This window comes from Pseudomonas sp. DL (assembly GCF_047199225.1).
GTDB classification, from domain to species: Bacteria; Pseudomonadota; Gammaproteobacteria; order Pseudomonadales; family Pseudomonadaceae; genus Pseudomonas; species Pseudomonas aeruginosa.
Genome location: NZ_CP178323.1, coordinates 3245417 through 3271822, shown reverse-complemented (window position 1 = coordinate 3271822; position 26406 = coordinate 3245417). Strand labels below are relative to the sequence as shown.

Here is a 26406-nt window from a genome sequence, read left to right as displayed (position 1 = left end):
GGCGATAACGCTTGCATGGTCGAAATGAGGTCGCATGCGATGGACAAACTGGTAGGTAATCTGATGCGCGCGGCATTGATGGAGTGCTGCTCACCCCAACTGGTGGAGCGGATAGTCGCTCATTCGATGTTCGAAGAAGCCAGACGTTGGTGCGAGGAAGACCTGCAGGCATTCGCCAGCAAGGATCCAGCCGCACAGGGACGGACATCCGACATTGCGTTTGGCTACAGCTCGTTCAAGGCAGTGCTGCACTACCGGCTTTCCCACATGCTGTGTCTGCGAAGCACATCTGAAGGCGATCCTGAGAGAGCGTTGGAGGCTACCGCGCTCCTGGTCTCCTCTCGTGGAAAGCTCCTGTCGGGCGCGGAAATCCACCCAAGATGCAAGATTGGCAGTCGATTCATCCTGGACCATGGGCATGGCACGGTCATTGGCGAGACAGCGGTAATCGGTGATGACTGTTACATCCTCGGAGGTGTGGTATTGGGGGCAACTGGCATATCGGCTAATCCCGCCGGTAAGCGTCACCCCACCATAGGGAGCCGCGTCCAAATCGGGGCCTTCACGCGTGTACTGGGTGACATCGCTATCGGCGACGATGTGTTTGTCGGTCCGCATTGTGTCATCAAGGACGACATCCCTGTCGGTTCAGTCGTAACCCTGCGTTCTGAACTACAGGTCATCCGAGGCCCCCACATAGTTCAGCAACTACAGCCGGCAGCCACGCAGACCCAAATTCAACCAATGGAGGCATCATGACGCAGACCGCCTCCCTTTTTCTCCAGGACTCCTACCGGGAAGAGTGTTTGGCGAGAATCACCGATGTCGTTGAAGATGGCCTGCTGCTCGACCAGACCGTTTTCTATCCCCAGGGGGGTGGCCAGGCTGGAGACAGTGGTTGGCTGACGCTGGCTGATGGCACGCGGCTCCGGATCGCCGATACACGCAAGGGGACAGAAGCAGGTGCTGGCAGGGATGCCATCCTGCATATCCCAGCTGAAGGCCAGGCAACCGTTCTCCGAGCAATGAAGCCTGGCGAGGTGGTTCTTGCGCAGATCGATTGGGTGCGTCGTTACCGGCACATGCGACTGCATACCGCAGCGCACATGCTCTGTGCTGTCCTGCCCTATCCGGTCAATGGGTGCAGCATCACTGATGAGCATGCGCGCCTGGACTTCGTGACGAGTGAACCGCTGTCCCGCGAGGCCATTGATAGCGCCTTGGCGGCAATGGTCGAGGCAGCACATCCGGTTTCGATCGACACCATGAGCGACGATGCACTGCGGGCTAGGCCGGATCTGGTGCGCACCATGAGTGTCCAACCTCCGATGGGCGCCGGGCAGGTTCGGTTGGTGAGTATTAAAGACACCGACCTGCAGCCTTGCGGTGGAACCCATGTGGCGAATACCGAAGAAGTTGGGGTGGTGCGCGTTTCCAAGATGGAGAAGAAATCAGCGCGCACCCGTAGGGTGGTACTGGTACTGGGTTGAGCGACTACCGTCGACATGGCCGTCGGTTTCCCATTCTACGCCACAGGTCACCCTCGCCACGCCCGGCAGCTCCATGCAATGCCAGAGGGCCTCAGGCCGGCAACAACGGCCGACAGGCCTCGACGAAGCGCCGGCAGGCACCCGCACATTCGCGCTCCAGCGGCTCGTCGCCATCGCAACGCTCCGCGCATGCCAGGGCATAGCGCGCCGCCAGCTCGCAGGCTGCCGGCGCCCATGGGCTGCGGCGCTCCAGCAGCAGGGCGGCGAGGCGGCAGAGGTCGGCGCAGTCGCCGGCGTGCTGGCGTTGTTCCCTGCTGGACTCGGTGCAGAGCGCCAGGTAGCGCTCGCACGCGCGGATGCAGTCCTGGGACGCGAGCCGGCAGCGCTCTTCCGGCGCCTGGACGGCGGCACCGCCGAGCAGGGCGTCGGCGTCGGTTTCCAGCAGGGAGCCGGGGTCTTCGTTTCCGGGATCGTTGATGGCGCGGGTCATGGCGGCACCTCCTGGCGATTGCGCCCATGCGGGCCCTGTTCCTTGGGCCGGTCGACGATGCCGACAGTTCAGTCGATTTCGCCGTCGGCACCGCCGCTCGATTGCCTTGAACCCTCGCCCGCGGCGCCAGTCCTCACTGGTACGACCCCAGACACGACCAGGAGGCGAGAATGTCCAGCACGGTTGCCGATCAATTGCTCGAACGCTTGAGCCAGTGGGGGGTGAAGCGCGTCTTCGGCTACCCCGGCGATGGCATCAACGGGATCATGGGCGCCATGGGCCGGCGCGCCGAGGCATTCGACTATATCCGCGTGCGCCACGAGGAGATGGCGGCCTTCATGGCCGGCGCCCACGCCAAGTTCACCGGAGAGGTTGGGGTGTGCCTGGCCACCTCGGGGCCGGGCGCGATCCACCTGCTGAACGGGCTCTACGACGCGCGCATGGATCATCAGCCGGTGCTGGCCATCGTCGGCCAGCAGGCGGCTACCGCGTTGGGCAGCGACTACCAGCAGGAAGTCGATCTGCAGAGCTTGTTCAAGGACGTTTCCGCCTATGTCGAGACCGTGGTCAGCCCGGCACAACTGCTCCATGTGCTGGACCGAGCCCTGCGCGTGGCGGTCGGCGAGCGGCAGGTGGCGACGGTGATCGTGCCCAACGACGTGCAACAGATGGCGGCCCCGAAGCGCCAGCCCCACGAGCACGGCCACGTGATGTCGGCGGTGGGCTTCGTCCAGCCGCGACCCTACGCGCGCGACGCCGACCTGGAGGCCGCCGCGGCGATCCTCAATCGCGGCCGGCGCGTGGCGATCCTCGCCGGTGCCGGGGCCCTGGGCGCGCACCGGCAACTGGAAGCGGTCGCCGAGCGCCTGGCCGCCGGAGTGGCCAAGGCGCTCCTGGGCAAGGCGGCGGTTTCCGACGACCTGCCGTACGTGACCGGCTCCATCGGCCTGCTCGGCACCCGCGCCAGCAGCATGCTGATGGAGCATTGCGACACCCTGCTGATCGTCGGCAGCACTTTCCCCTACAGCGAGTTCCTACCCAAGGCCGGCCAGGCGCGGGCGGTGCAGATCGACCTGTATCCGCGCAACATCGGTATCCGCTATCCGATCGACCAGGCCTTGCTCGGCGATGCAGGGGAAACCCTGGAGCGCCTGCTGCCGCTGCTCGAGCAGAAAAAGCACGGTGCCTGGCGCCGCCGGGTCGAGCGGGCGGTGACGGCCAGTCGCGAGGAAGCCCGGCGCCAGGCCGAAGAGCCAGCCGACCCGATCAACCCGCAGCGGGTATTCCGTTCCTTGTCGGAGCAACTGCCGGACGATGCGATTCTCTGCGGCGACAGCGGCTCGCATACCAACTGGTACGCCCGCGACATCCGCATGCGCCCGGGCATGCTCGGCTCGCTGTCGGGCAAGCTGGCGACCATGGGCAGCGGCGTGCCCTACGCCATCGCCGCCAAGCTCGCCTATCCGCAGCGGCCGGTGGTGGCGATGGTCGGCGACGGCGCCATGCAGATGAACGGCAACGCCGAACTGGTCACCGTGCAGCAGTACTGGCAGCGCTGGGACTCGCCGACCTTCATCGTGCTGGTGCTGAACAACGGCGATCTCAACCAGGTGACCTGGGAGCAGCGTGCCCTGGCCGGCGACCCGGAGTTCAGCCCGGCGCAGGAAGTTATCGATTTCCCCTACGCGCGTTATGCGGACATGCTCGGCTTCAAGGGCATCCGCGTGGATCGCCCGGAGGACATCGACGCCGCCTGGGCCGAGGCCTTCGCCGCCGACCGCCCGGTGCTGCTGGAGGTGGTCACCGACCCGAACGTGCCGCCGCTGCCGCCGCACATCAGCTTCGAGCAGGCCAAGCACCTGCTTGGCGCCATGCTGCAGGACGATCCCAAGCGCTGGGGGGTGATTCGCCAGAGCGCCCGGCAGGTCCTCGCGCGGCACTGAGCAAGGCGGTCGCGGCGCTCAGTCGGCGCGGCCGCTACGCAACTGGTCGGCCAGTTCGCGGTGGTGGTAGAAGCGCGCCAGCCATTCGTCGGCGAAGCGGCGCAGGTCGGGATCGGCGGAGTCCCGGGCGATTCCCTCGAAGCGTGCGACCAGACGGTCCTGCTGGCGAATCTGCGCGTCGAGGAAACCGCGCTCGTCGAAGCCGCCGGGAGCGGCGGCCTGCCGTTCGGTCTGGCGCGGCGAGGGCAGCGCCAAGGCCTTTTCCCCGGCCAGGGCGCGTAACTGGTGGTCGAACTCCTGCTGTTCGGTGAGTACGCGCTTGGCATAGAGCTGCACCGCCTTGTTTTCGGATCGGCGCATGGCTTGCTCGGCTGCCTCCACCTGGGCCTGGCTGTCGGCCAGGCTGTCGGCGAGCAGGGCGCGGGTATCAGCGGGTTCGGCCTGGACGGCCAGGGGCAACAGCAGGGCGGCGATCAGTGACAGGCGACTGGGCATGGCGAACCTCCGGACGGGACGAGTGTGCGGTGGACGCTCGCCATACGGCGCCGTTCAAAAAAACCGCCTATGCGTCCCAGGCCGCCAGCAGGCGTCGATGCTCGCGGTGCGCCGCCTCCTGCACCGTCGGCAGCAGCCGCACCCGCTGGCCTGGCAGGCATTGCGCCAGGCGCGCCAGCGCCAGCGGGGCGAGGGCGCCGAGACGGGGGTAGCCGCCGATGGTCTGCCGGTCGTTGAGCAGGACGATCGGCTGACCGTCCGGCGGCACCTGCACCGCGCCGAGGGCGATGCCTTCGGAAATCATCGACTGCTGCCGGCATTCCAGGCGCGGGCCGAGCAGACGTACGCCCATGCGGTCGGCGCGTGTATCCACCTGCCAGTCGCCGTTGAACGCATCGAACAGGCTCATGGCCGGGAAGTCGCCGATCTGCGCGCCGAGGATCAGCTCCAGGCGCGCTTCGCCGGTGCAGTCCATGATCCGTTCGCTGGGCAGGGGCAGCGCGCGCGGTCGCGCGCCATCGGCCAGCCAGCCGAGGCTGTCGCCTGCGGCCAGGGCCTTGCCGTCGGCGCGGGGGCCGCCCAGGCCTTCGCGGGCCACCGTGGCCAGGCTGCCCAACTGGCGCTCGCCGGCGAAGCCGCCGGGCGCCGCCAGGTAGGCGCGGGCGCCCTGGCGCGGGTGGGCGAAGGCCAGGCGCTGGCCGCCGCGCACGGCGAACGCGCCCCAGGCCGGTAGCGGCTGGCCATCGAGGGTCGCGCCGAGATCGCCGCCGGCCAGGGCCAACCAGCCGTCGGCACGGCATTCGGCGACGAAACCGCCGAGGGCGATCTCGATCACCGCGGCGTCCAGGGGATTGCCCAGCAGCCAGTTGGCCCAGCCCATGGACAGCCAGTCGAGGGCGCCGCCCTGGGTCACGCCGAGATGGCGGCAACCGAAGCGGCCGCGATCCTGCAACTGGACCAGCGGGGTGCTCTGGCACACCCGCAGGCCGCCGTGGATGGAGTCGTTCATGCCTGGACCTCCAGGGGCGTGTCGTCGCCGCCGAGACGGACGAATTCGGCGTGTCCGATGGGTTCGAAACGCACCCGGTCGCCGGCGCGCAGCAGGCTGTAGCCGTCCAGGGTGAGGTCGAACAGGCGCACCGGGCAGCGCCCGAGCAGGTTCCAGCCGCCTGGCGAGGCCTGCGGATAGACCGCCGTCTGGCGCTCGGCGATGCCGACGCTGCCGGCGGCGATGCGTTGCCGGGGAGTCGCCAGGCGGGGTGCCGCCAGGGCTTCCTCGACCAGCCCCATGAAGGCGAAGCCGGGGCTGAAACCGAGGGCGAAGATCCGATACTCGCGCTGGCTGTGGCGGCGGATCAGCTCGGCGACGCCGAGCTGCTTGCGCCGCGCCAGGGGTTCCAGGTCGGGGCCGACCCGCGGGTCGTACCAGGTCGGCAGGATGTGCAGACGGCCGCCGTCCTGGCGTTTCGGGCGCAAGTCGGACAGCGCCGCGGCGATCCGCGCGCGGGCCTCGCCAGGGTCGAGCTGGAGCAGGTCGTATTGCAGGAGCAGGGTGGTGTAGGACGGCACCAGGTCGAGCAGGGCGGCGCCGAACGCCGCCCGCAGGTTTTCCTCCGCCGCCAGCAGCCAGGGCATGTTGGCTTCGTCGATGCGCTCGAACAGGCGCAGGACGAAGCTGTCGATGGCGGCCACCTCGATGCGCGGTTGCGGTTGGCTCATGCCGCCTCCAGGGCGTCGCGGATGCGCCGCACCGCAGCCAGCGAGGCGGGATTGTCGCCGTGTACGCAGAGGGTCTGCGCCTCCAGCGCCAGGGCGCTGCCGTCGCTGGCTCGCAGCGCCCCGCCACGGGCCAGCAGGAGGGCCTGGGCGAGCACCGTCTCGGCGTCGTGGTGTACCGCGCCGGGCTGGCTGCGCGAGACCAGGTAGCCGGCGCCGTCGTAGGCGCGGTCGGCGAACGCCTCGAACCACAGCTCGATGCCGTGGGCCTCGCCCAGCGCGCGCGCCGCGGTGTTGTCGCGGGTGCTCATCAGCATCAGCGGCAGGGTGCGGTCGTAGGCCGCCAGTGCGCGCAGCACGGCGGCGAGGATCGCCGGGTCGCGCATCATGTCCTGGTACAGCGCGCCATGCGGCTTGACGTAGCGTACCCGCGTGCCCTGGGCGCGGCAGAGTCCGTCGAGGGCGCCGATCTGGTAGAGCAGCAGGTCTTCCACTTCCTGCGCCGAGCAGGCCAGCGAGCGCCGGCCGAAGCCGACCAGGTCGGGGTAGCCGGGGTGCGCGCCGATGCGCACGCCATGCTCCACCGCCAGGGCCACGGTGCGGCGCATGGTGCCGGGATCGCCGGCGTGGAAGCCGCAGGCGATGTTGGCGCAATCGATCAGCGGCATCACCTCGGCGTCCAGGCCCATGCGCCAGGCACCGAAGCTCTCGCCGATATCGCAGTTCAACAACAGGTTGTTCATGCAGGTTCCTTCAGGTCATTGCTCGCCGGACCTCACCACAGCGCCAGGCTGTAGCTGAGGATCAGGCGATTTTCGTCGAGGTCGTTGGCGAAATTCGAACGCACCGTGGCGTTGCGCCATTTCACCCCGAGGTTCTTCAGCGGCCCGCTCTGCACCACGTAGCCGAGGTCGGTGTTGCGTTCCCATTCCTTGCCGTCGTTGGCCGCGCCGCGGGCGACGTTGTCGCCGGAGACGTAGCGGCTCATGAAGCTCAGGCCGGGCAGGCCGAGCGCGCCGAAATCGTAGTCGTAGCGCAGTTGCCAGGAACGCTCGTCGACGTTGCCGAAGTCGCCGATCTGGATGAAGTTGACCAGGTACGGGTCGCTGCCGGCGATGTAGGGATAGGGATCGTCGCCACTGATCCGCTGGTAGCCGGCGGCCACCGCGTGGGCGCCCAGGCGCAGGCTGAAGAGGGCGCCGAAGGCGCGGTTGTCCAGTTCGCGGAAGCCGCCGTCCTCGCTGGCCCGGGCGAAGCGCAGGTCGCTCTTGAGCGAACGCTGTCCGCCGAGGTCGAGGGTGTGTACCAGGCCGGCGAAGGTCTGCCGGTAGATGTCCCTGAGCCGACCCTGGTGCAGGCTGGCGGTCAGCGCCGGGGTCAGGCGATAGTCGCCGCCGGCGAAGTCGAAGGCATCGCTGCGCCCGCCGATGCGGTTGGCGCTGAACACCTGGTAGTCGCTGGAGCTGTTCAGCTTGTTGCGGTCCAGGTGCGCGCCGCGCAGGGTCAGGCCGTCGATCTCCTGCACGTCGAGCAGCGCGCCACGGAACAGTTCCGGCAGCAGGCGGGTGTCGTTGGCCGAGACCAGCGGGCTCTTGAAGTGCAGCGCGCCGACCTTGAGCAGGCTGTTGGAGACCCGCGCCTTGGCGGTCAGGCCGAGCTTGGCGTAGTCATCCTGGGAGCCGCCGGCGGAGCCGTCGGCCGGCAGCAGCCCGGTTCCTCCGCTGCCGCTGCCGGAGTCGAGCTTGAAGCCGAGCAGGCCGATGGCGTCGACGCCGAAGCCGACGGTGCCTTCGCTGAAGCCGGACTCCAGGCGCAGGAGGAAGCCCTGCGCCCATTCGTCGGCGTTGTCGCGCGCGCCGCTCTGGCGGAAGTCGCGATTGAAGTAGAAGTTGCGCAGTTCGAGGCTGGCGTGGCTGTCCTCGACCAGGTCGGCCTGGGCGAGCAGCGGCCAGCCCAGCCCGCTGCCGGCGAGCAGCGCGGCAGCCAGGCGGGGAGTGGGATGCATGCTGGGATTTCCTCGGTCGACGGCTCAGAGTTCCAGTTGCTTGCCGCGGGTTTCCGGCAGGCTGAGGGCGGCGAGGATCACCACGCCGTAGGAGACCGCGGCGAAGGCGCCGATCCCCAGGCCCAGCGAGAGCTTCTGGCCGAGCATGCCGATCAGCATCGGGAACAGCGCGGCGATGGCGCGCCCGGCGTTGTAGCAGAAGCCCTGGCCGGAGCCGCGGATGCGGGTTGGGAACAGTTCGGTGAGGAACGAGCCCATGCCGCTGAAGATGCCCGAGGCGAAGAAGCCGAGCGGGAAGCCGAGCCAGAGCATGGCGCCGTTGCTCACCGGCAACTGGGTGTAGAGCAGGACCACGGTGAAGGAGCCGACGGCGAACAGGACGAAGTTCTTCTTGCGCCCGATCAGGTCGGTGAGGAAGGCACTGACCACGTAGCCGACGTAGGAGCCGAGGATCACCATCGCCAGGTAGCCGCTGGTGCCGAGCACGGTCAGCCCGCGTTCGGTCTTGAGGAAGGTCGGCAGCCAGGCGGTGATGGCGTAGTAGCCGCCGAGCGCGCCGGTGGTCAGCAGCGAGGCGCGCAGGGTGATGCTGAGCATCCCGGGGGCGAAGATCTCGTAGAAGCTGACCTTGTCGGCGCCCTGGTTGCGTTGCCTGGCCTCGCGGTAGATCTCCGGTTCCTTGACCAGCCGGCGTACCACCAGGACGAACAGCGCCGGCAACAGGCCGAGCATGAACAGCGCGCGCCAGGCCTCTTCCGGCGGCAGCAGGCTGAACATCAGCGAGTATAGGATGGCGGTGAGGCCCCAGCCGATGGCCCAGCCGGACTGCACCAGGCCGACCGCCTTGCCGCGGTCGCGGGCCTTGATCACTTCGCCGATGAGTACCGCGCCGGCGGTCCATTCGCCACCGAAGCCGAAGCCCATCAGGGTCCGTGCGACCAGCAACTGCTCGTAGTTCTGCGCGAGGCCGCAGAGGAAGGTGAAGAAGGCGAACCAGAGCACCGTCAGTTGCAGGGTCAGCACCCGGCCGATGCGGTCGGAGAGGATCCCGGCGATCCAGCCGCCGGCGGCGGAGGCGAGCAGGGTCATGGTGTGGATGAAGCCGGCTTCGCCGGTGCCGATCCCCCACAGGGCGATCAGGGTAGGGATCACGAAGCTGAGCATCTGGGTGTCCATGCCGTCCAGGCCGTAGCCGATCTTGCAGCTCCAGAAGGCCCGGCGTTCCTGCTTGTCGAGGGCGCGATACCAGCCGAAATGACCGTCCCGGGAAGCGTCCGGGCCGGCGTCGAGGGTCATGTGTTTTTCCATGGGGGCACCGATCGTCGTTATTGGTGTTATGAAGATTCGGTGGGCGCCGTCGCACCCGGTGGTCGCATTCTTCGAGGCTGGCCAGCGAGCGTCCAACTAATTTATGCGGCCGCCGGGGATAAGAAATTTCGATGGCGGAGCAGGCCGTCATGCGTCGATCATGTGCCGCCGGAAGGTGGGCGCTGGCATGGAAGCTGCTCGCTCCCGCCACCTTGTGTCCCTCGCCCGTCGGTACCCGCCACATGAACCTGAAATTCCTCGAGACCTTCGTCTGGGTCGCGCGCCTGAAGAGCTTCCGCCTCACCGCGGAGAAGCTGTTCAGCACCCAGGCTTCCATTTCCAGCCGGATCGCCGTGCTGGAGGACGAACTCGGCGTGAAACTGTTCGTCCGCGACTCGCGCGGCGTGACCCTGACCCCGGAAGGCGACAAGGTACTGGCCTACGCCGAGCGGATGATGGACACCATGCACGCGCTGAAGCAGTCGCTCGACACCGGCGCCAGCACCCAGGGACGGATTCGTATCGGCGCCATGGACACGGTCATCCACACCTGGCTGAGCCCGTTGGTGGCCAGGGTCACGGAAACCTTCCCGGCGGTGGAGATCGAGCTGATGGCGGACACCGCGCGCAACCTCTCCGAGCAGTTGCAGAAGGGCTACCTGGACCTGATCTTCCAGACCGACTCGCTGCGCCACGAGTCGGTGCTGAACCTCGAACTGGGCAGCTATCCGCTGCGCTGGATCGTTTCCACCGGCTCGATCTACCACCGCGACTACGCCTCGCTGGCGGACCTGGCGCGGGAGCGGGTGGTGACCTTCTCCAAGCACTCGCGGCCGCACCAGGACGTGCTTGGCCTGCTGCACGCCAACGGCGTCGCGGCGCCGCGCCTGAACTGCGTGAACTCGGTGGCGGCGATGACCCGCCTGCTGCGCGACGGCTTCGGCGTCGGCGCCTTGCCGCCGGCGCTGGTCAGCCAGGAACTGGAACGCGGCGAACTGACCCTGCTGCGCCTCGGCCCGCCGCCGCCGAACCTGCCGGTGGTGGTGTCCTGGCGCGGCGGCACCGGCCTGGAACTGGTGGACGAAGTGGTGGAGCTGAGCAAGGCGGTGTTGGCCGACTACGCGGCCAACGTCGGCCCGGAGTGCATGCTCCTGGCGCCGCTGAAGAAAGGAGTGGGGCGGCTGCGTTCGCGCTGATTCGGATTTTCCGATCGCCCCCGGCGGAAAAATCTCGTTGGACGCTGACCGCCGTCCGCTTCTACAAACCTGCCAACAACGACGTCCGCCAGCGCACGGAGCCGCCATGCCCGAACCGACCTTCCACGAACTCGCGCAACTGCCGCCGCCGGTCCTGCGCCAACTGATCCGCCGCGGCGACTACACCGGCCATACCAGCGGCCTCGGCCAGCGCCACCTGCAGGCCAACCTGGTGATCCTGCAGAAATCCTGGGCCGACGAGTTCCTTCGCTTCTGTGCCCTGAACCCCCGGGCCTGCCCGCTGCTCGACGTCAGCGAACCCGGCTCGCCGCACTTCGCCAGGCTCGGCGCGGATATCGACGTGCGCAGCGACCTGCCGCGCTACAGGGTGCATCGACGCGGTCAGGAGCCCGTCGAGGTGAGCGACATCGGCACCTTCTGGGAAGCGGATTTCGTCGCCTTCGCCATCGGCTGCTCGTTCTCCTTCGAACAGGCGTTGCTCGACGCCGGCATCGGCCTGCGCCACCTCGAGCTGGGGCGCAACGTGGCGATGTACCGCAGCTCCATCGCTACCCGGCCGAGCGGTCGCCTGGCCGGGCCCACGGTGGTATCGATGCGGCCGTTGAAGGCCGCCGAGGCGATCCGGGCGATCCAGGTCACCAGCCGCTTCCCTATGACCCATGGCGCACCGCTGCACCTGGGCGATCCGGCGCTGATCGGCATCCGCGACCTGGCGCGGCCCGACTACGGCGACCCGGTGCCGCTCGCGGCGGACGAGATCCCGCTGTTCTGGGCCTGCGGGGTCACGCCCCAGGCGGTGCTCGCCGAGGTTCAGCCGGAGCTGTACATCAGTCACGCGCCGGGGCACATGCTGGTCAGCGACCGACTCTACGACGAGCTCTGAGGGGCGTCGTCCTTCGCCGGACCGGGGATGATCGCCAGGTGGCGCAGGGCATCCGGCTCCAGGCTGTAGCTCTTGCCGCTCGGCGCTTCGATGAGCCGCCCGAGGGCGTAGAGGGTGAAGTAGCGCACCGTTTCGGCGCAACCGAGGATGTCTTCGAGGTAGCGCCGATGCGGATAGCCCTGCAAGGTTTCCGGAGCGACGTAGAGGAATACCGGCTTGCCGTCGATGCGGTCGCGGAACTTGAAGCGGAAGCCCTGCGGCCGGCTCGGCGCACCGTAGCGCCGGACCAGGTCGGCGCCGCCGTAGAATACCTTGCCGGCGCTGCCCGGGGTGGCATAGCCGATGTGCTGGAAATAGGCGCGCAGCGGTATCCGGCCGAGGCCGCTGATGCGGATGTCCAGTTGCTTGAACTCTTCCGCCGGCAGCTCGGCGCGGGCCTGGCGGAAGGTGTCGACGAGCAGTTCGAAATCGCGGGTGCGCCGTGGCCGTTGCGTTCTCTGCCGAGGCGCGGCGGGAGCGTCGGTGCGCACTGCGGCGGAGGCCGGCGGCTGTCCCTCGGCGTCCGGGTCCGCTTGCGGCGGCGCGGCCTCCTCGGCAATGGCCGGGTCGAACTCCTCGACGTAGGCATCCAGCTTGTCGCGGATGCGCCGCTGGCCGGCATCCTCGGCGGACTCGCCCGGGCGCAGAGCGTCCTCCTCGACGAACCATTCGCAATCCGACAGGTGGGTGGAGTGCGGGAACTTGCTGAAGTGCGCGGCCTTGCGGGTGTCCTGCGGCAGCTTGTCGTAGTTGCTCGCCGATACCTTGATCCCCTGTGCCCGGCACCCTTCGCTGGAGCAGAGGAAATCGAAGCGTTTGCGCGGCTCGGCCTGGGAGAAGTATTCGCGGCGGGCGCTGGCGATGGAGATCACCCGATCCAGTTGCACGCAGTAGGCCAGTGCTATCCGTTTGAACGCCATGTTCCCAATCCTTCCGCCGGTTCGAGCGGGCCATTATGGCGCGTGGCGATGGGTAGGCAAGCCGACGGCCTTCCGCACCTGCCGAAGCCGGGCACATGGCCTTGCTCGAATTCAAGCGCAAGAACCGGAGTTCTTGCGCTTGAATGGCGAATTAGTCTGCGGGCATCATCCGCTCCCACAGGGGAAACGCCATGAGCCAGCAGCTCGATCCTTGCAACGCCTACCACACCGACGAACAGCGCTGGGCCGCCGTGCTGGCGCGCGACGCGGCGGCGGACGGGGCGTTCGTCTATGCGGTGAAGACCACCGGGGTCTATTGCCGCCCGAGTTCCTCGGCGCGTCGGCCCAGGCGCGAGAACGTCGAGTTCTTCGCCACTGCCGAGGCCGCCGAGGCCGCCGGCTATCGGCCCAGCCGGCGCGCCGCCGGCGACCGCAGCCTGGCGGCGGAGCAGCGCGCCGAGCGGGTGGCGCAGGCCTGCCGGATGATCGAGACGGCGGAGACGCCGCCGGCACTGGAGGCGCTGGCCGCCCGACTGGGCATGAGTCCGTTCCACTTCCATCGTCTGTTCAAGGCCGAAACCGGCCTGACGCCCAAGGCCTACGCCTCGGCCTATCGTGCCCGGCGCCTGCGCGAGCGCCTGGGCCAGGCGTCCGCCTCGGTGACCGAGGCGATCTACGACTCCGGTTTCAACTCCAACAGCCGCTTCTACGAGTCCTCGTCGCAACGCCTCGGCATGCGCCCGCGCGATTACCGCGATGGCGGCGCCGGCGCGGCGATCCGTTTCGCCATCGGCCAGTGCTCGCTGGGCGCGATCCTGGTGGCGCAGAGCCAGCGCGGCATCTGCGCGATCCTCCTCGGCGAGGAGCCGGAGCCATTGCTGCGCGAGTTGCAGGACCAGTTCCCGCGCGCCCAGCTACTCGGCGGCGACGCCGACTTCGAACGGCTGGTGGCGCAGGTGGTGGGCTTCGTCGAGTCGCCTCAACTGGGACTGGACCTGCCGCTGGACGTACGCGGTACGGCGTTCCAGGAACGGGTCTGGCAGGCACTGCGGGAAATACCGCCGGGCAGCACGGCGAGCTACGCGCAGATCGCCGAACGGATCGGCGCGCCGCGAGCGGTGCGCGCGGTGGCGCAGGCCTGCGCGGCGAACCGGATCGCGGTGGCGATTCCCTGCCACCGGGTGGTACGTCGCGACGGCGACATTTCCGGCTACCGCTGGGGCGTGGAGCGCAAGCGCGAACTGCTGCGCAGGGAAGAGCGGGATTGAACCCAAGGCCAGGCGATACGCGGCCCGGAATGCAAAAAGCCCACTCGATGGTGGGCTCTATGCAATGGGGCGCTGGTCCTTCAGCTGGTTCCAGTATCCATGTCAGGGGTGAAAATTTCGTGAAATGAAACGACAACCCTGACCGTTCGTCCTTTCCTATCGTGGTTTCATTCGTTGCTGCACGTACGCGCCTGCTTCAGGTAGTGCAACACCTGGCGCTCGCCGTGGGAGTCCAGGTATACCAGGGTGGCGCGCACCACCTGGCAGGTATCGCTGGGCGCCTCGTCGACGCTCAGCACCCTGGCCACGTCCAGCGGCATGCCGTAGACGTAGTCGGCAGTCGCCGCGCCGGCGATGACCGGCGCCAGCAGCGTGACGCAGCAGAGGTAGAGCCTGGCTCGGTTCATGGACGGTTTCTCTCCATTCCCCCGCGAAGCGACGGCGCAAGGGCGCCGCCGACGCCATGGGTGGAACCCGCTTCGTCGTTCGCGACGGGTTCGCCACCTCCGTCCAGCAGTATAGGATGACGGTCTCAGTGCGGCTTGATCGCCACCTTCAGTACGTTGTCACGCTGGTTGGCGAACAGGTCGTAAGCGGCGACGATGTCGTCGAGGCGGTATTCGTGGCTGACCAAAGGCCCGAGGTTGACCCGGCCCGAAGCCACGATATTGAGCAGTCGGCGCATGCGCTCCTTGCCGCCGGGGCACAGCGCGGTATTGATCCGGTGGTCGCCGAGGCCGGCGGCGAAGGCCGACAACGGAATCGTCAGGTCTTCCGAATAGACCCCGAGGCTGGAAAGGGTGCCGCCGGGCTTGAGCACCCTCAGGGCGGTCTCGAAGGTCGATTGCGTACCGAGTGCCTCGATCGAAGCATCCACGCCGCGCCCGCCGGTGAGTTTGAGAATTTCCTCGATCACGTCGCACTCCCTGAAGTTCAGCGTGACGTCGGCGCCCATTCCACGGGCGATATCGAGGCGATGGGCGTTGCCGTCGATGGCGATGATCGTGCTGGCGCCCAGCAGCCGGGCGCCGGCGGTGGCGCACAGGCCTATGGGACCCTGGGCGAAGATCGCCACGCTATCGCCGATGCGGATGTTGGCGTTCTCCGCGCCCTTGAAGCCCGTGGACATGATGTCCGGACACATCAGCACCTGTTCGTCGCTGAGACCATCGGGTATGGGGGCAAGGTTGGCCTGAGCGTCGGGAACCAGCACATACTCGGCCTGGGTGCCGTCGATCAGGTTGCCGAAGCGCCAACCGGCGGTCGCCTTGTAGCCATGGCAGGCGCAACGGCCGGATTCCACCAGGTAGCTGCCGTCCTGCGACGGTACGCCGTCCTGGGCGGCATAGGAGTTGAAGTTGGGGCAGATGGCACCGGCGATCACGCGTTGGCCTTCGCGGTAGCCGACCACCGCGCTGCCGAGCTTTTCGATGATCCCGACCGGCTCGTGGCCCACCGTCAGGCCGGGCGCGACCGGATACTCGCCCTTGAGGATGTGCACGTCGGTGCCGCAGAGCGTGGTGGTGGTGATGCGCACCAATGCATCGTTCGGCCCCACGTCGGGAATCGGCTTGTCGACCAGCTCGATACGGCCGGGCTGGATGAATACGGCGGCTTTCATCATCTTGCTCATGGAGCATCCTCACGGGTGGAGGCCCTGGGGCGGCACGGGGCAGGAAAGAACGGACGGATGCCAGGACAGTGGCGGAATTGCCGTCCGATGTCCTTGATATGGGTCATGGCCGCGATGGACGCGGGTTCGCGAAGTACCGACCTGGCGTTTTTGCTGGGAAATGTCCTCGCCCGGTTCGCTGCGGAACTACCCAAGCCCCTTCGCTGTGGCTTGGGTCGACGCTGAACGCGGGAGGGCGGGGGCGTTGCACCCATGTCGGGAGTTCGCCGCGGCGGGCCGACGCTGCGCTCTTGGCAAAGGCAGCGTCGGGCCTTGGCCCAAAGGCTATCGCCTCAGGCCTTGCTCGCGGCCAGATAGGAGGCCAGGCGCCGGCCCATCTCCTCGCCGAGGGCCTGGAGGCCGCTCATGGGACGGACCATCACTTCGAAGTCGACGATCCGGCCGTCGTCGTCGAAGCGGATCATGTCGATGCCTTTCAGTTCGCGTTCGCCGACCCGTGCGCTGAATTCCAGCACCACGCTGCGGCCGTCGGCGCTGGCCAACTGGCGGTGATAGGCGAAATCCTCGAAGACCGTGAGCACGGTATTCAGGATCATCGAGACCACCGGTGCGCCGGCATACGGCTTGTGCGCCATCGGCGAGCGGAACACGGCATCGGGGTGCAGCAGGCGCGGCAACCCGGAGAGGTCGCGGCGGGCGATCAGCCCGTGCCATTCGGCGAGGGTGGCGGCGGCGTTGGCTTCGAGCGGCAGGCTGGTCATACGGTGGCTCCTCTGGCGGGTGCTGGACTGTATCCCCGGGGCGGCCTGGGGCCGGTTGCGGGGCGGAGCCTCACCATAGGTTGTGGGAAAGGCCTCGCTCAATGATCGAAAGTGACGGAAGACTGATCCTCGCGCGCAACCTATGACTCAGCCCTGTTCGATCTGCACGATCTGCTCGCGCAGCCATTGCAGGCCGGGCGTCGCTTCCTGCTGGCGATGCCAGATCAGGTTGACCTGCACCGGGGCCATCTCGAAGGGGACGTCCGCCAGTTGCAAACCATGGCTGCCGGCGAAGCGCTCGGCCAGGCGGCGTGGCACGGTGCCGAGCAGCTCGGTGCTGGCGACGATGGCCGGGATGGTCAGGTAGTGAGGCACCAGCAATTGCACCTGGCGCTGTACCCTGGCCGAGCCGAGGACGATCTCCAGCGGACTGCCGCGCCCGACCCGCGGCAGGATCGAGACGTGCTGCGCGGCCTCGTAGGCCGCGCGGTCGAGGCCGCCGCGGAAGGCCGGATGGCCCTGCCGGGCGATCACCACCAGGCGTTCCTCGCCGACCGGCCGGTAGGCCAGCTCGGGCTCGTCGAAGTACAGGTAGTCGATCGCCAGGTCGAGTTCGCCGCTGGCCAGTTGCGCCGGGATCGAGGCGCCTTCGTCGGGACGTACCTCCAGCGTCACCCGCGGGGCCAGGGTCTTCAGGCGGGTCACCAGGCCCGGCAGCAGGCGCAACTGGGCATAGTCGTTCATCGTCAGGCGAAAGGTCCGCGCAGTGTGCGGATCGAAGGTTTCCTGGGAGCCAAGGCCGGCCTGCAGCAGATGCAGGGCCTGGCGCACCGGCACGTACAGGGCGAGGGCGGCGGCGGTGGGTTCCAGGCCCTTGGCGGTGCGCCGGAACAGCGGCTGGTCGAGCTGCTCGCGCAGGCGGGCGAGGGCGTTGCTCACCGCCGGCTGGCTGCGATGCAGGCGGATCGCCGCGCGCGACAGGTTGCGTTCGCGCATCAGGGCATCGAAGACCAGAAGCAGGTTGAGGTCGAGCTGCTGCAAGTTCAGCTTCATGAATAATCCTCATTCTATTTATCCATTACCCTGATAAGACTGGCATCGCTACACTCGAATGCAAGCCCTTCCGCCCCGGCGGATCGGCCCGGTTCGCGGCCCAGCCAATAACAATCACACGCGAGATGCCGACCATGTCCTTCGATCCCCAACCCTTTCGCCAGCAGTACCGCGCGGCCATCCGGCCCGGCTACAACCCCTGGCTGCACGCCGGCTTCGTCCTCGCCTACGGCGGCGCCTGGATCGTCTTCTTCCTCTCCCGACTCGAGCAGCCGAGCCTGCTGGAATGGCTGACGGTGCCGGCCGCGCTGGTGTTCTTCAACTGGGGCGAGTACCGCATCCACAAGTCCCTCGGCCACCACAAGCACCCGCTGGGGCGGATGTTCTACAAGCGCCATACCGGCGACCACCACAGCTTCTTCGTCGCCGGCCAGATGCGCTACGAACAGGCCCGCGACTGGCGGGTGATCCTGTTCCCGGCCTGGCTGGTGGTGGTCTTCAGCCTCGGCGCGCTGCTCGCCTGGAGCCTGCTCGGCCTGCTGAACGACAACCTCGCCGCGCTGTTCGCCGCGACCCTGCTGCTGGGCTACCTCAGCTACGAGATCTTCCACGCCTGCGAACACCAGCCGCCGGAGCATCCGCTCAGCCGTCTGCCGTGGATCAGCCACATGCGCCGCCTGCACGAACTGCATCACCGTCGCGAGCTGATGCAGACGCACAACTTCAACCTGGTCTTCCCGTTGATGGACTGGTGCTACGGTACCCTCCACTGGGAAGCGGAAACCGCCGAGGAGCACGCCATGACCCGCATGCAGCACCGAATCGAGATCGCCCGCGAGCCCGAGGCGACCCTCGCCTACGCCGCCAGCCCGGGGCTCTGGCCGGAATGGCATCCCTCGTCGTTGCGGGTCGACGGCGCCGCTGGCCCGCTGCCGGCCGGCGCGCGCTTCGAGGAGGACATCCACGCCGGCGGCCGCGCCGGGCACTTGTCCTGGACGGTGGTCGAGTACCAGCCGGGACACCTGTGGCGCGCCAACGCCCGTGGCGACCGGGGGCTGCACCTGCGCCTGAGCTACGAATGCCAGCCGAGCGCGGCCGGCACCCGCTTCGTGCGCACCCTGGAATACCGCTTCGACGGCTGGTCGATGCGCCTGGCCAACCTGTTCCTGCTGCGCCGTCGCATCGAACGTGAGTCGGAGGAGTCCATGCACCGCCTGCGTCGGGTCGCCGAGGCGCGGATAGCGGCGGCGGAAAGCGTATGATCGGGGTCCGCGGGGGCGGATCGCAGAAGGACACCGATGAACAAGTTTGCCGAAATGACCACCTTCGTCAGCGTGGTCGACGCCCATAGCTTCTCCGAGGCCGCCCGCCGCCTGGGCACCACCAAGTCGCAAGTCAGCCAGCGTATCCAGCAACTGGAGAGGCGCCTGGGCCGGGTGCTGCTGAACCGCACCCGGCCGCTGAGTCTCACCGACCCCGGTCGCACCTACTACGAACATGCCTGCCGCCTGCTACAGGAGCTGGAGCAGGCGGAAGCCTCGGTGCTCGACGCCGACGACGACCTGCGCGGCCAGTTGCGCCTCTCCGCGCCGCTGGCCTTCACTCCGCGCTACCTGGCGCCGCTGCTGGCGCGCTTCGCCGAGCGCCATCCGCAATTGCGGGTGGACGTGCAGGCCGACGATCGTTTCGTCAACCTCCAGGAACCGCGCTTCGACATGGCCCTGCGCATGGGCCGGCTGGACGACTCCTGCCTGGTGGCGCGGCCGATCACCGCCAACCGCCACCTGCTCTGCGCCAGTCCCGACTACCTGGCGCGGCATGGCGTGCCGCAGCATCCCGAGGAATTACAGGCGCACGACGGGCTGGTCTACTACAACCGCGAGCCCGGCGGCATGCTCTGTCTGCCGGTGGACGGCGAACCGGCCTCGTTCCGCATCCGGGTGAGGATGCGCACCGACTCCGGGCACCAGTTGCTCGAAGGTGCGCGCGCCGGGCTCGGCCTGGCGATCCTGCCGAGCTTCCTGGCCGCCGATGCCTTGCTGGCCGGCGAGCTGCTGCCGGTCCTGCCTGGCTACTCGCCGGACGGCGGGCAGGTTTCCGTGGTCTACCGCAAGACCCAACGGACGCCCCGGAAGATCCTCGTCCTCGGCCAGTTCCTCGAAGAGGAAATCGGCGATCCGGCACCCTGGGACCGCGCGCTCGTCGAGCGTGGCCTGTTGCCGCCGGGCTGAGTTCGGAAAAACCGAACCAGCGGTTCGCCTTCCGCTGTCTGTCGCCGAGGGCGCGCCGGGCATAGCGTTGCTCCCGTCAATCGATCTGGATACGGGAGAACCCCATGCACCAACCCGAAAACCCGGCGCGCCGCACCTTGCTGGCGCAGACCGTCGCCGGCTCCGCCGCGCTCGCCCTGGGCTCGCTGCTCGGCGGCGCGCCCGGCGTGGCCAGCGCCACGGCGGAAACGCCCCGCAAGGCCTTCGATGGCGGCAGGATCGATGTGCTGATCGTCGGCGGCGGCTCCGCCGGCGCGGTCCTCGCCCGGCGCCTGAGCGAGCGCGGCGACCGCCGGGTACTGTTGCTGGAAGCCGGCCAGGCCTATCCGGCCTGGGACTACCCCAGGATCATCGCCAGCAGCGACAGCGTCGGCGGCGACCCCTCCAGCGACTGGGGCTACCAGTCCCAACCGGGGGCGATCGGGCACCCGATCCATGCGATCCGCGGCAAGGTCCTCGGCGGCAGCTCGGCGATCAACGGCGCGGTGGCGATCCGCGCGCGGCGCGAAGACTTCGCCCGCTGGAACCTGCCGGGCTGGTCCTACGACGACCTGCTGCCGGCGTTCCGCCGCCTGGAGACCCGCCAGGGCGGCGACCCGGCCCTGCACGGCGGGGACGGACCGCTGCCGGTGCGGCAACTGAGCCGCGCCGATCTCTCGCCGATGCAGAGGGCCTTCGTCGACGCCACCCTGGCCAACGGTTTCAAGGCCATCGCCGATTTCGACGGCGCCGACGCCAACGGCGTCGGGCCGTACCCGATGAATGTCGTCAACGGTGTGCGCGTCAACACCGGCATGGCCTACCTCGACAACGCCGTGCGCGCTCGCGCCAACCTGTCGATCCGCGGCGACGCGCTGGTCGACCGGGTGCTCTTCGAAGGCAAGCGCGCGGTGGGTGTGCGCCTGGCCTCCGGCGAGGAAATCCACGCCGGCGAAGTGATCCTCAGCGCCGGCGCCTACGGCAGCCCGGCGATCCTGCTGCGCTCCGGTGTCGGCCCGGCCGACGAGCTGAAGGCGCTGTCGATCCCGTTGCTTGCCGACTTGCCGGTGGGCCGCCGGCTCAAGGACCATCCGTTCTACTACAACGCCTATGCCGCCCGGCCGGAGCGCATCGGCGCGCAGTCGCCGGTGATCGGCGCCAAGCTCTGGACCCATAGCTCGCGGGCGCAGAACGGCGAGCTGGACCTGCACATCACCGCCACCCACCTGTTCCCCGCCGAGATGAGCCCGACCGGGGTCGGCTTCGTCCTCGCCGTGGCCCTGACCCGGCCGCAATCGCTGGGCAGTGTGCGCCTGGCCAGCCGCGACCCGGCCGTCGCGCCGCTGATCGACCTGAACTTCCTCGCCGAGGCCGAAGACCGCGCGCGGTTGCTGGAAGGGGTCAAGCTGGCGCGCCGGATAGGCCGCAGCGAACCGCTCGCCGGGCTGATCCACGCCGAACTCGGGCCGGGGCCCGAGGCACGCAGCGATGCGCAGATCGAAGCGGCGATCCGCGCCACCCTCGATACCTACCACCACCCGACCTCCAGCGCGCCGATGGGCCGCGCCGGCGAGCGCTGGGCGGTGGTCGACCTGGAGGGCAGGGTGCATGGCCTGCAAGGATTGCGGGTGATCGACGCCTCGATCTTCCCCGATGCCATTTCGGTGGCCACCAACATCACCACCATCGCCGTTGCCGAGCACCTCGCGCAGCGCATCGCCTGACCGACCCAGGAGAACTTGCAGATGAACGGACACGCCAGACACTGGATCGACGGCGCATGGCTCGATTCCGCGCAGCGGGGACAATCCTTCGACCCGGCCAGCGGCCAGCCGATCGGCACCTACGCCGACGGCGGGCGGGCCGAGGCCGATGCGGCGATCGCCGCCGCTGTGCGCGCCTTCGAAGATGGTCCCTGGAAGGACGACCACGCGCTGCGCGCGAAAGCCCTGGAGGAAATCGCCGCGGCCTTCGAGCGGCATGCCGATGCGCTCATCGACCTGCTTGCCCTGGAGAACGGCAAGATCAAGCCCGAGGCTGCCTTCGAGGTCGGCATGGTGCCGGGCAAGCTGCGCTACTACGCCGGCCTGGCGCGCAGCGAACGGGGCGCCAGCGGCACGCCGCGCCCCGACGTGGTGTCGCTGGTGCTGCGCGAGCCGATGGGCGTCGCCGGCATCATCGTGCCGTGGAATTCACCGGTGGTGCTGATGATCCGCTCCCTGGCGCCGGCGCTGGCCGCCGGTACCACCACGGTGGTGAAGATGCCGGGGCAGACCGCGCAGACCAACGCCATGGTCGCGCGGATCATCGCCGAAGCGCCGTCGCTGCCTGCCGGGGCGGTGAACATCTTCAGCGAATCGGGTTCCGAAGGCGCCCGGCGATTGATCGACGCGGCCGAGGTGCCGGTGATCAGCTTCACCGGCTCGAGCGCCACCGGCCGAGCGATTTCCGCCGCCGGCGCGCGGCACCTGAAGCGCTTCGGCCTGGAACTGGGCGGCAAGACACCGCACCTGATGTTCGACGACGCCGACCTGGACGCCGCCTTGCCCGTGCTGGAGAAGTCGCTGACGGTGTTCGCCGGGCAGTTCTGCATGACCGGTTCGCGCCTGCTGGTGCAGCGCGGCGTTGCCGAACGGCTACGCGAACGCCTGGCGCAGCGCCTGGAAAACCTGCGCGTGGGGCCGGCGGCGGACCCGCGCAGCGACATGGGGCCGTTGATCGACAAGGCCAACGTCGAGCGCGTCGAGCGAGCCGTACGCCAGGCCATCGCCGCCGGCGCGCGGGTGGTGGTCCGCGGCGGCCCGGTAACCGAGGGCGAGCTGGCGGCCGGCGCCTTCTACCGTCCGACCCTGCTGGAGGTCGATGATCCGGACCTGGACATCGTGCAACAGGAAACCTTCGGACCGGTGCTGACCCTGCAGGTATTCGAGCACGAGGAGGAGGGCGTCGCCCTGGCCAACCGCAGCGAGTACGGGCTGGCGGCCGGGGTCTGGACCCGCGATGTCGCGCGTGCCTTCCGGGTGGCGCGGAAGATTCGCGCCGGCACCGTGTGGATCAACGACTGGGCCAAGGTCTACGACGAATTCGAGGAGGGCGGCTACCGCCAGTCCGGCCTCGGCCGGCTGAACGGGGTCGCCGCCCTGGACGACTTCGTCGAATACAAGCACATCAGCCTGACCACCGGCGCGGCCTGAGCCTGGGCGAGCGGTGCGGCCGACGGCGCCGCCCGCTACTCCCAGGAGCGGGAATACACGTGTTCGCGGAACAGCTCGGGCAATCCGGAAACCTGCTTGAAACGCAGCACCTCGTCATTGTCCATGCCCAGTTCGCGGGCCACGTCGGCCTCGCTCCAGCCGGCCTTGAGCAGGGTCACCACGATCGCCGTCATCGGCAATACGCCGTGCACGCCGCGTGCTCGGTTGTGGCGGATGGTGGCGGCGATGCGCTCGCTGTCGCCTTCACGCCCGGCGCGTATCGCGGCGATCGGCAGGTAGCCGTGCAGACGCTGGCGCAGCGCGCCCTTGGCGCTGCCCACGCGCAGGCGGTGAAAGCCGTCGACCACCTCGTAGCGCCCGTCGGCCTGCGGATAGGCGACGATGGGCTGGGTGAATCCGTCGGACTCGATGGACAGCCTCAGCAGTCGCATCTCCGGTGGCGCGACGGTATTGGGGTTGTAGTCGTTGCCGGCGACGCGCTCGGCACGCACCCACTGTACGCAATCGACCGGCTCTTCGGCGAACGGACTGTGCGCGTGGAGCAGCCGGCGGATCCGGTTGATGGCTTCAATCCGCTCGGCAAGCGGCAACCCGTGCAGTTCGCCGAACAGCGCCTCGGCTCGCTCCGTCAGTGTCTTTGTCTGTGCCATGGGCTTTCCTCATGAGCGTCACCCAGCTACCCCGGGTGGAATGCACGGCGAAGCCGTGCGGTTCGAGAAGGCGCGCGCAGGCCTGGGGCGCGCGGGTGGTACAGGCCAGCCCGAGTTGGTCGACATGCCCGAGGACCCGCTCGCGCAGGGTGCGGAACAGCCCGCGACCGCGCGCTTCCGCACGCAGGTAGGCATCGCGCAGGCGAACCACGTCGGGATGTTGCTCCAGGCTGACGAACCCCAGTATCCGCGTGTCCCCCTGGCGGCGGAGCACGAACCAGCGGTGGTAGGGACCGTCGCTCAGCGGGTAGCCGCCGCATTCGCGGCGCACCCGGGCGCTGGCGAAGAAGCGGCCCATGCTGGCGAAGAAGGCGGCCTCGTCGTCGAACGAGCGCCACTGCAGGATCTCGCAGTCTTGCGGGCGGATCACGAGCGCTTCTCCCGACCGGGGACCAGTCTGTCGATATCGGCCTGGGAGAAGCCGAAGGACAGCGAGCGGGCCATGTCCTGCTTCAGCAGGGATAGCGCGATACGCCGCCAGGACGGCTGCTTGCGACGATTCTCCAGGGCCGGGATCCCCGCGTCCGGCCAGATGGCAAGGGGATAGTCGTGCTGCTTCCACCAGAGGATGAAACGCTCGATGCGCCGCTGGTAGATGCCGCGCAGAGGCGGCGGCATGCTGCGCAGGAGGAACTGGCTGTACTCGCGCCAGGTGCCGAAGGAGGGCGGCAGGCCAAGGCCGCCACGGTAGCCGAGGAAGCGCTGGCGACAATAGCGCGCCCCATAGTTGGCGCCGGCGACGCGCCGGACTACCTTGAACCAGGTGCGTGGCTCGATCCGGTGGAACAGGTCGAGGCCCTTGCGCTGGTCGTCGCCATAGGGCTGGCAGATGCGCATCTGCGAGAACGGCACGCCGGCGCGGTACATCTGGTCGTAGAGGCGGTTATAGGCGTAGCCGTGGTCGGCGACGCAACGCCAGATATCCTCGAAACGCCAGTCGTAGATCGGGAAGAAGCTCACCGCCTGCGGGTTGGCCCGGTCGCGCGCGCTCCAGGCCAGCGGCGCGCAGCCGCCCGGCGGCGTCCAGGCGCATTGTTTCGCCCGGCTCCTGCGCTTGACCGCCAGGTAGCGATTGAGCGATTCGTCCGAACGGATGCCGACCAGGAACGCGGTAGGCTCTTCCCTGGCCAGCCAGGCGTTGAAGCCGGCGACGAACTCCTCGAACTCCATGCGGTAGCGGTAGAAGGGGAAGAACGCCGGGTCGCTGATCACCCCTCGCTGCTTCGGTAGCGGGCGCACCCAGTCGGCCTCGGCGCCGGGCTCCCAGCAGCACCAGTAGGGTTCCTCCAGGCTGGAGGCGTTGCGCAGGTTGAGTGGCAGGCAGACCCACCAGGGGCGTACGTCGGGACGCCCGAGCATCTCGCTGACGTGATCGATGGTGGCCTGGTACTGCCCCTCCAGGTCGATGAACAGTACGTCCACCGGGCTGCGTCCCAACTCGCGTGCCACGTCCAGCGCCAATTGCAGGGTGACCGAGCTGTCCTTGCCACCGGAGAAGGCGACACAGACGCGCTCGAAGTTCCGGAATACCAGTCGGAGGCGGGATAGGGTTGCGGCATGCACATCGGCATCCTGGTAATGCTTGCCTGCCATGGGTGCGAACCTCTTCTTTTAATAACTATTGAGGGAGACCGTTGCGACGACGGTCCATGTGCAATGTTTGTTTCGGAGTTTCTCCAGGCTATTTTTTCGAGAGTCGCGGCAGCCGGCACGTTCGGCGACGTTGGACTCCGAATCAGTGGATAACGGAAATATGTCCAGGCACTTGGCAGAGCGACGACCAACAGGCCCGACAACTGTCGTGCAGGAACTTTTTCAATGCTAGGCGAAACCGTGGTTCGAGTTGTTGACTTGTCGCAAGACGGATTCTCCGAACAGCATCGGCGCAGCGCCCACTTGCAACGAGAGTGCGCACGCCGCCGTTGGCGCTCGTCTGCGCACCGGACTTCTGAGCGGCGGCGGAAAAAGCTTGCTGCGCAAGGAGAAGCGCCTGCGGGTGAACATGGAAATTGCCCGGGAAAAGTCGACGGTAATTATTCGTTGAATAACAGGGAAGTGCATACTTCCAACTTGGAAGTTAACTGCATGGAACCATCCATGCATTACACGGATGACGGTTTTTATTATAAGTCCAAACTGGCGAAGACAAGCAAGAGAGGCCGGGATGCCAGAGTTCCATAGTCGGAAATACAAGCGTTGCAATGTCGACGGATAGCGCGAAGAGGCGGCGGTACCCTGCGAAACGAGGCAATTCCCCGAATGGCGGGCACTCGAACGGATTTATAAGTCCGCCGTTCGGCGTTCACCTCGACGCCTGTGCACGGGATACTTATATCGGTGGTTCGCACCACTGATTATCGATTTGAACTCGTTCGAGTCTTTACCGCGTTCCCGGCCGAAATAAAAGGCGGGTGGACGATTATTGCCTCACACAAGGAACATAGGCATGACCAGAACTTCGAACCCATGCGCAGTGGTATTGGCCTTTGCGGCAATTGCCGCTTCGGGAACCGCGATGGCGGCAAACACTATCACATTCAGCGGCGAAGTGACCGACCAGACCTGCCAGGTCGCGGTCAACGGCTTCACCGACCCCACGGTGATCCTCGACAGCGTACCGGTGAGCGCCCTCGATGGCGCAGTGGGCCGCAGCGCCGGCGAAACCGCCTTCACCCTGCAACTCACCGATTGCGTCGCGCCGACGGCCGACGAGCATTTCACCACCCTGTTCCAGGCCACCAACCCCAGCGCCGCCGGGAACCTGGTGAACACCGCCGCCAGCGGCGCGACGGGCGTGGCGCTGCAATTGCTCGATAGCGTCGGCGGCAACCCGGTCGACCTGGCCGGCGGCGCGGCGGTGCCCGCCGGCGATATCGTGCTCGCCAACGGAGCCACCAGCACCAGCTACGACTACGCGGTGCAGTACGTCTCCGAAGCGGCGACCGTGACGCCCGGTCCGGTACTCGGCGCCGTGACCTACACGCTGCGTTACGAGTGAATGCCGGCGGCGC

At 67.9% G+C, this 26406-nt stretch carries 26 protein-coding genes; 11 read left to right on the top strand and 15 right to left on the bottom strand.

Translation table 11 applies throughout. From position 1 onward, the window contains the following. Positions 1-63 precede the first annotated feature (63 nt). Both ACI766_RS15200 and ACI766_RS15195 read left to right on the top strand, forming a co-directional pair. The gene (locus tag ACI766_RS15200; RefSeq protein WP_003120270.1) at positions 64-759 is read left to right on the top strand and encodes a serine O-acetyltransferase; all 696 of its coding nucleotides are present in this window, start codon (positions 64-66) and stop codon (positions 757-759) included. Then, the gene (locus ACI766_RS15195; protein ID WP_003106155.1) at positions 756-1490 is read left to right on the top strand and encodes an alanyl-tRNA editing protein; all 735 of its coding nucleotides are present in this window, start codon (positions 756-758) and stop codon (positions 1488-1490) included. The genes ACI766_RS15200 and ACI766_RS15195 overlap by 4 nt, the downstream gene beginning before the upstream one ends. Before the next feature lie 91 nt (positions 1491-1581). On the opposite strand, the gene ACI766_RS15190 is transcribed toward ACI766_RS15195, so the two are convergent. Beyond that, positions 1582-1980 (bottom strand): four-helix bundle copper-binding protein, encoded by a 399-nt coding sequence (locus tag ACI766_RS15190; protein ID WP_003106156.1) that lies wholly within the window; start codon positions 1978-1980, stop codon positions 1582-1584. A gap of 170 nt (positions 1981-2150) precedes the next feature. Between ACI766_RS15190 and ACI766_RS15185 the strand changes: the two genes are divergently transcribed. Further along, a complete protein-coding gene (locus ACI766_RS15185) occupies positions 2151-3923 on the top strand; it encodes a thiamine pyrophosphate-requiring protein (protein WP_003088823.1) in 1773 nt (590 codons plus the stop codon). A gap of 18 nt (positions 3924-3941) precedes the next feature. Here the strand turns inward: ACI766_RS15185 and ACI766_RS15180 are convergent, their stop codons facing one another. From ACI766_RS15180 to ACI766_RS15155, 6 genes are all read right to left on the bottom strand, one after another. Next, entirely contained in the window at positions 3942-4418 is a 477-nt protein-coding gene (locus ACI766_RS15180; protein WP_003106158.1) for a DUF4142 domain-containing protein, read from the bottom strand. Between the two features lie 67 nt (positions 4419-4485). Then, the gene (locus ACI766_RS15175; RefSeq protein ID WP_003118506.1) at positions 4486-5427 is read right to left on the bottom strand and encodes a biotin-dependent carboxyltransferase family protein; all 942 of its coding nucleotides are present in this window, start codon (positions 5425-5427) and stop codon (positions 4486-4488) included. Further along, a complete protein-coding gene (locus ACI766_RS15170; RefSeq protein ID WP_023128914.1) occupies positions 5424-6137 on the bottom strand; it encodes a 5-oxoprolinase subunit B family protein in 714 nt (237 codons plus the stop codon). Before ACI766_RS15170 ends, ACI766_RS15175 begins: the two co-directional genes overlap by 4 nt. Then, positions 6134-6877 carry a 5-oxoprolinase subunit PxpA gene (locus ACI766_RS15165; protein WP_003161852.1) on the bottom strand — a complete coding sequence of 248 codons (744 nt, stop codon included), beginning with the start codon at positions 6875-6877 and terminating at the stop codon, positions 6134-6136. Before ACI766_RS15165 ends, ACI766_RS15170 begins: the two co-directional genes overlap by 4 nt. 32 nt (positions 6878-6909) lie before the next feature. Beyond that, positions 6910-8139, bottom strand: coding sequence for an OprD family porin (locus ACI766_RS15160; protein ID WP_023089851.1), 1230 nt, complete (start codon positions 8137-8139; stop codon positions 6910-6912). Between the two features lie 24 nt (positions 8140-8163). Next, positions 8164-9435, bottom strand: coding sequence for an MFS transporter (locus ACI766_RS15155; RefSeq protein ID WP_003102111.1), 1272 nt, complete (start codon positions 9433-9435; stop codon positions 8164-8166). A gap of 254 nt (positions 9436-9689) precedes the next feature. On the opposite strand from ACI766_RS15155, the gene ACI766_RS15150 reads away from it, so the two are divergent. After that, on the top strand, positions 9690-10643 hold the full coding sequence (locus ACI766_RS15150) for a LysR family transcriptional regulator (protein WP_003102114.1): 954 nt from the start codon (positions 9690-9692) through the stop codon (positions 10641-10643). Positions 10644-10749: 106 nt separating this feature from the next. After that, complete coding sequence (locus ACI766_RS15145) at positions 10750-11547, top strand: putative hydro-lyase (protein WP_003120275.1); 798 nt, start codon at positions 10750-10752, stop codon at positions 11545-11547. On the opposite strand, the gene ACI766_RS15140 is transcribed toward ACI766_RS15145, so the two are convergent. Beyond that, positions 11532-12506 (bottom strand): hypothetical protein, encoded by a 975-nt coding sequence (locus ACI766_RS15140; RefSeq protein ID WP_087823899.1) that lies wholly within the window; start codon positions 12504-12506, stop codon positions 11532-11534. The genes ACI766_RS15145 and ACI766_RS15140 overlap by 16 nt on opposite strands. 191 nt (positions 12507-12697) lie before the next feature. Between ACI766_RS15140 and ada the strand changes: the two genes are divergently transcribed. Beyond that, entirely contained in the window at positions 12698-13774 is a 1077-nt protein-coding gene (gene ada, locus ACI766_RS15135; protein ID WP_003122790.1) for a bifunctional DNA-binding transcriptional regulator/O6-methylguanine-DNA methyltransferase Ada, read from the top strand. Between the two features lie 167 nt (positions 13775-13941). Here ada and ACI766_RS15130 read toward each other — a convergent pair whose 3' ends face one another. From ACI766_RS15130 to ACI766_RS15115, 4 genes are all read right to left on the bottom strand, one after another. Next, complete coding sequence (locus ACI766_RS15130) at positions 13942-14181, bottom strand: DUF2790 domain-containing protein (RefSeq protein ID WP_003102137.1); 240 nt, start codon at positions 14179-14181, stop codon at positions 13942-13944. A gap of 125 nt (positions 14182-14306) precedes the next feature. Further along, complete coding sequence (locus ACI766_RS15125) at positions 14307-15407, bottom strand: NAD(P)-dependent alcohol dehydrogenase (RefSeq protein WP_003113628.1); 1101 nt, start codon at positions 15405-15407, stop codon at positions 14307-14309. 332 nt (positions 15408-15739) lie between these two features. Further along, positions 15740-16168, bottom strand: a complete 429-nt coding sequence (locus tag ACI766_RS15120) for a nuclear transport factor 2 family protein (protein ID WP_003102139.1) — start codon at positions 16166-16168, stop codon at positions 15740-15742. 147 nt (positions 16169-16315) lie between these two features. Then, on the bottom strand, positions 16316-17221 hold the full coding sequence (locus ACI766_RS15115) for a LysR family transcriptional regulator (RefSeq protein ID WP_003102141.1): 906 nt from the start codon (positions 17219-17221) through the stop codon (positions 16316-16318). Between the two features lie 125 nt (positions 17222-17346). Here ACI766_RS15115 and ACI766_RS15110 point away from each other — a divergent pair, with 125 nt between their 5' ends. The 4 genes from ACI766_RS15110 (at position 17347) to ACI766_RS15095 (ending at position 22664) form a co-directional block, all read left to right on the top strand. Continuing rightward, positions 17347-18483 (top strand): SRPBCC family protein, encoded by a 1137-nt coding sequence (locus ACI766_RS15110; RefSeq protein ID WP_412828456.1) that lies wholly within the window; start codon positions 17347-17349, stop codon positions 18481-18483. A 36-nt stretch (positions 18484-18519) separates the two neighbouring features. Then, positions 18520-19452 carry a LysR family transcriptional regulator gene (locus ACI766_RS15105; RefSeq protein WP_016253474.1) on the top strand — a complete coding sequence of 311 codons (933 nt, stop codon included), beginning with the start codon at positions 18520-18522 and terminating at the stop codon, positions 19450-19452. A gap of 104 nt (positions 19453-19556) precedes the next feature. Beyond that, a complete protein-coding gene (locus tag ACI766_RS15100) occupies positions 19557-21194 on the top strand; it encodes a GMC family oxidoreductase (RefSeq protein WP_003102147.1) in 1638 nt (545 codons plus the stop codon). 21 nt (positions 21195-21215) lie between these two features. Further along, positions 21216-22664 (top strand): aldehyde dehydrogenase family protein, encoded by a 1449-nt coding sequence (locus ACI766_RS15095; RefSeq protein WP_003122786.1) that lies wholly within the window; start codon positions 21216-21218, stop codon positions 22662-22664. Positions 22665-22699: 35 nt separating this feature from the next. On the opposite strand, the gene ACI766_RS15090 is transcribed toward ACI766_RS15095, so the two are convergent. Genes ACI766_RS15090 through ACI766_RS15080 form a run of 3 tightly spaced genes read right to left on the bottom strand, consistent with a single transcriptional unit; the run spans position 22700 to position 24988 of the window. After that, entirely contained in the window at positions 22700-23335 is a 636-nt protein-coding gene (locus ACI766_RS15090) for an IbrB-like domain-containing protein (RefSeq protein WP_003088853.1), read from the bottom strand. After that, positions 23253-23765: a GNAT family N-acetyltransferase gene (locus ACI766_RS15085; RefSeq protein WP_003102153.1), complete on the bottom strand. Its 513-nt coding sequence runs from the start codon at positions 23763-23765 to the stop codon at positions 23253-23255. Before ACI766_RS15085 ends, ACI766_RS15090 begins: the two co-directional genes overlap by 83 nt. Next, positions 23762-24988 (bottom strand): phosphoadenosine phosphosulfate reductase, encoded by a 1227-nt coding sequence (locus ACI766_RS15080; protein WP_003160205.1) that lies wholly within the window; start codon positions 24986-24988, stop codon positions 23762-23764. The genes ACI766_RS15085 and ACI766_RS15080 overlap by 4 nt, the downstream gene beginning before the upstream one ends. Before the next feature lie 853 nt (positions 24989-25841). Between ACI766_RS15080 and ACI766_RS15075 the strand changes: the two genes are divergently transcribed. After that, entirely contained in the window at positions 25842-26393 is a 552-nt protein-coding gene (locus ACI766_RS15075; protein WP_003120281.1) for a fimbrial protein, read from the top strand. Positions 26394-26406: the final 13 nt, after the last annotated feature.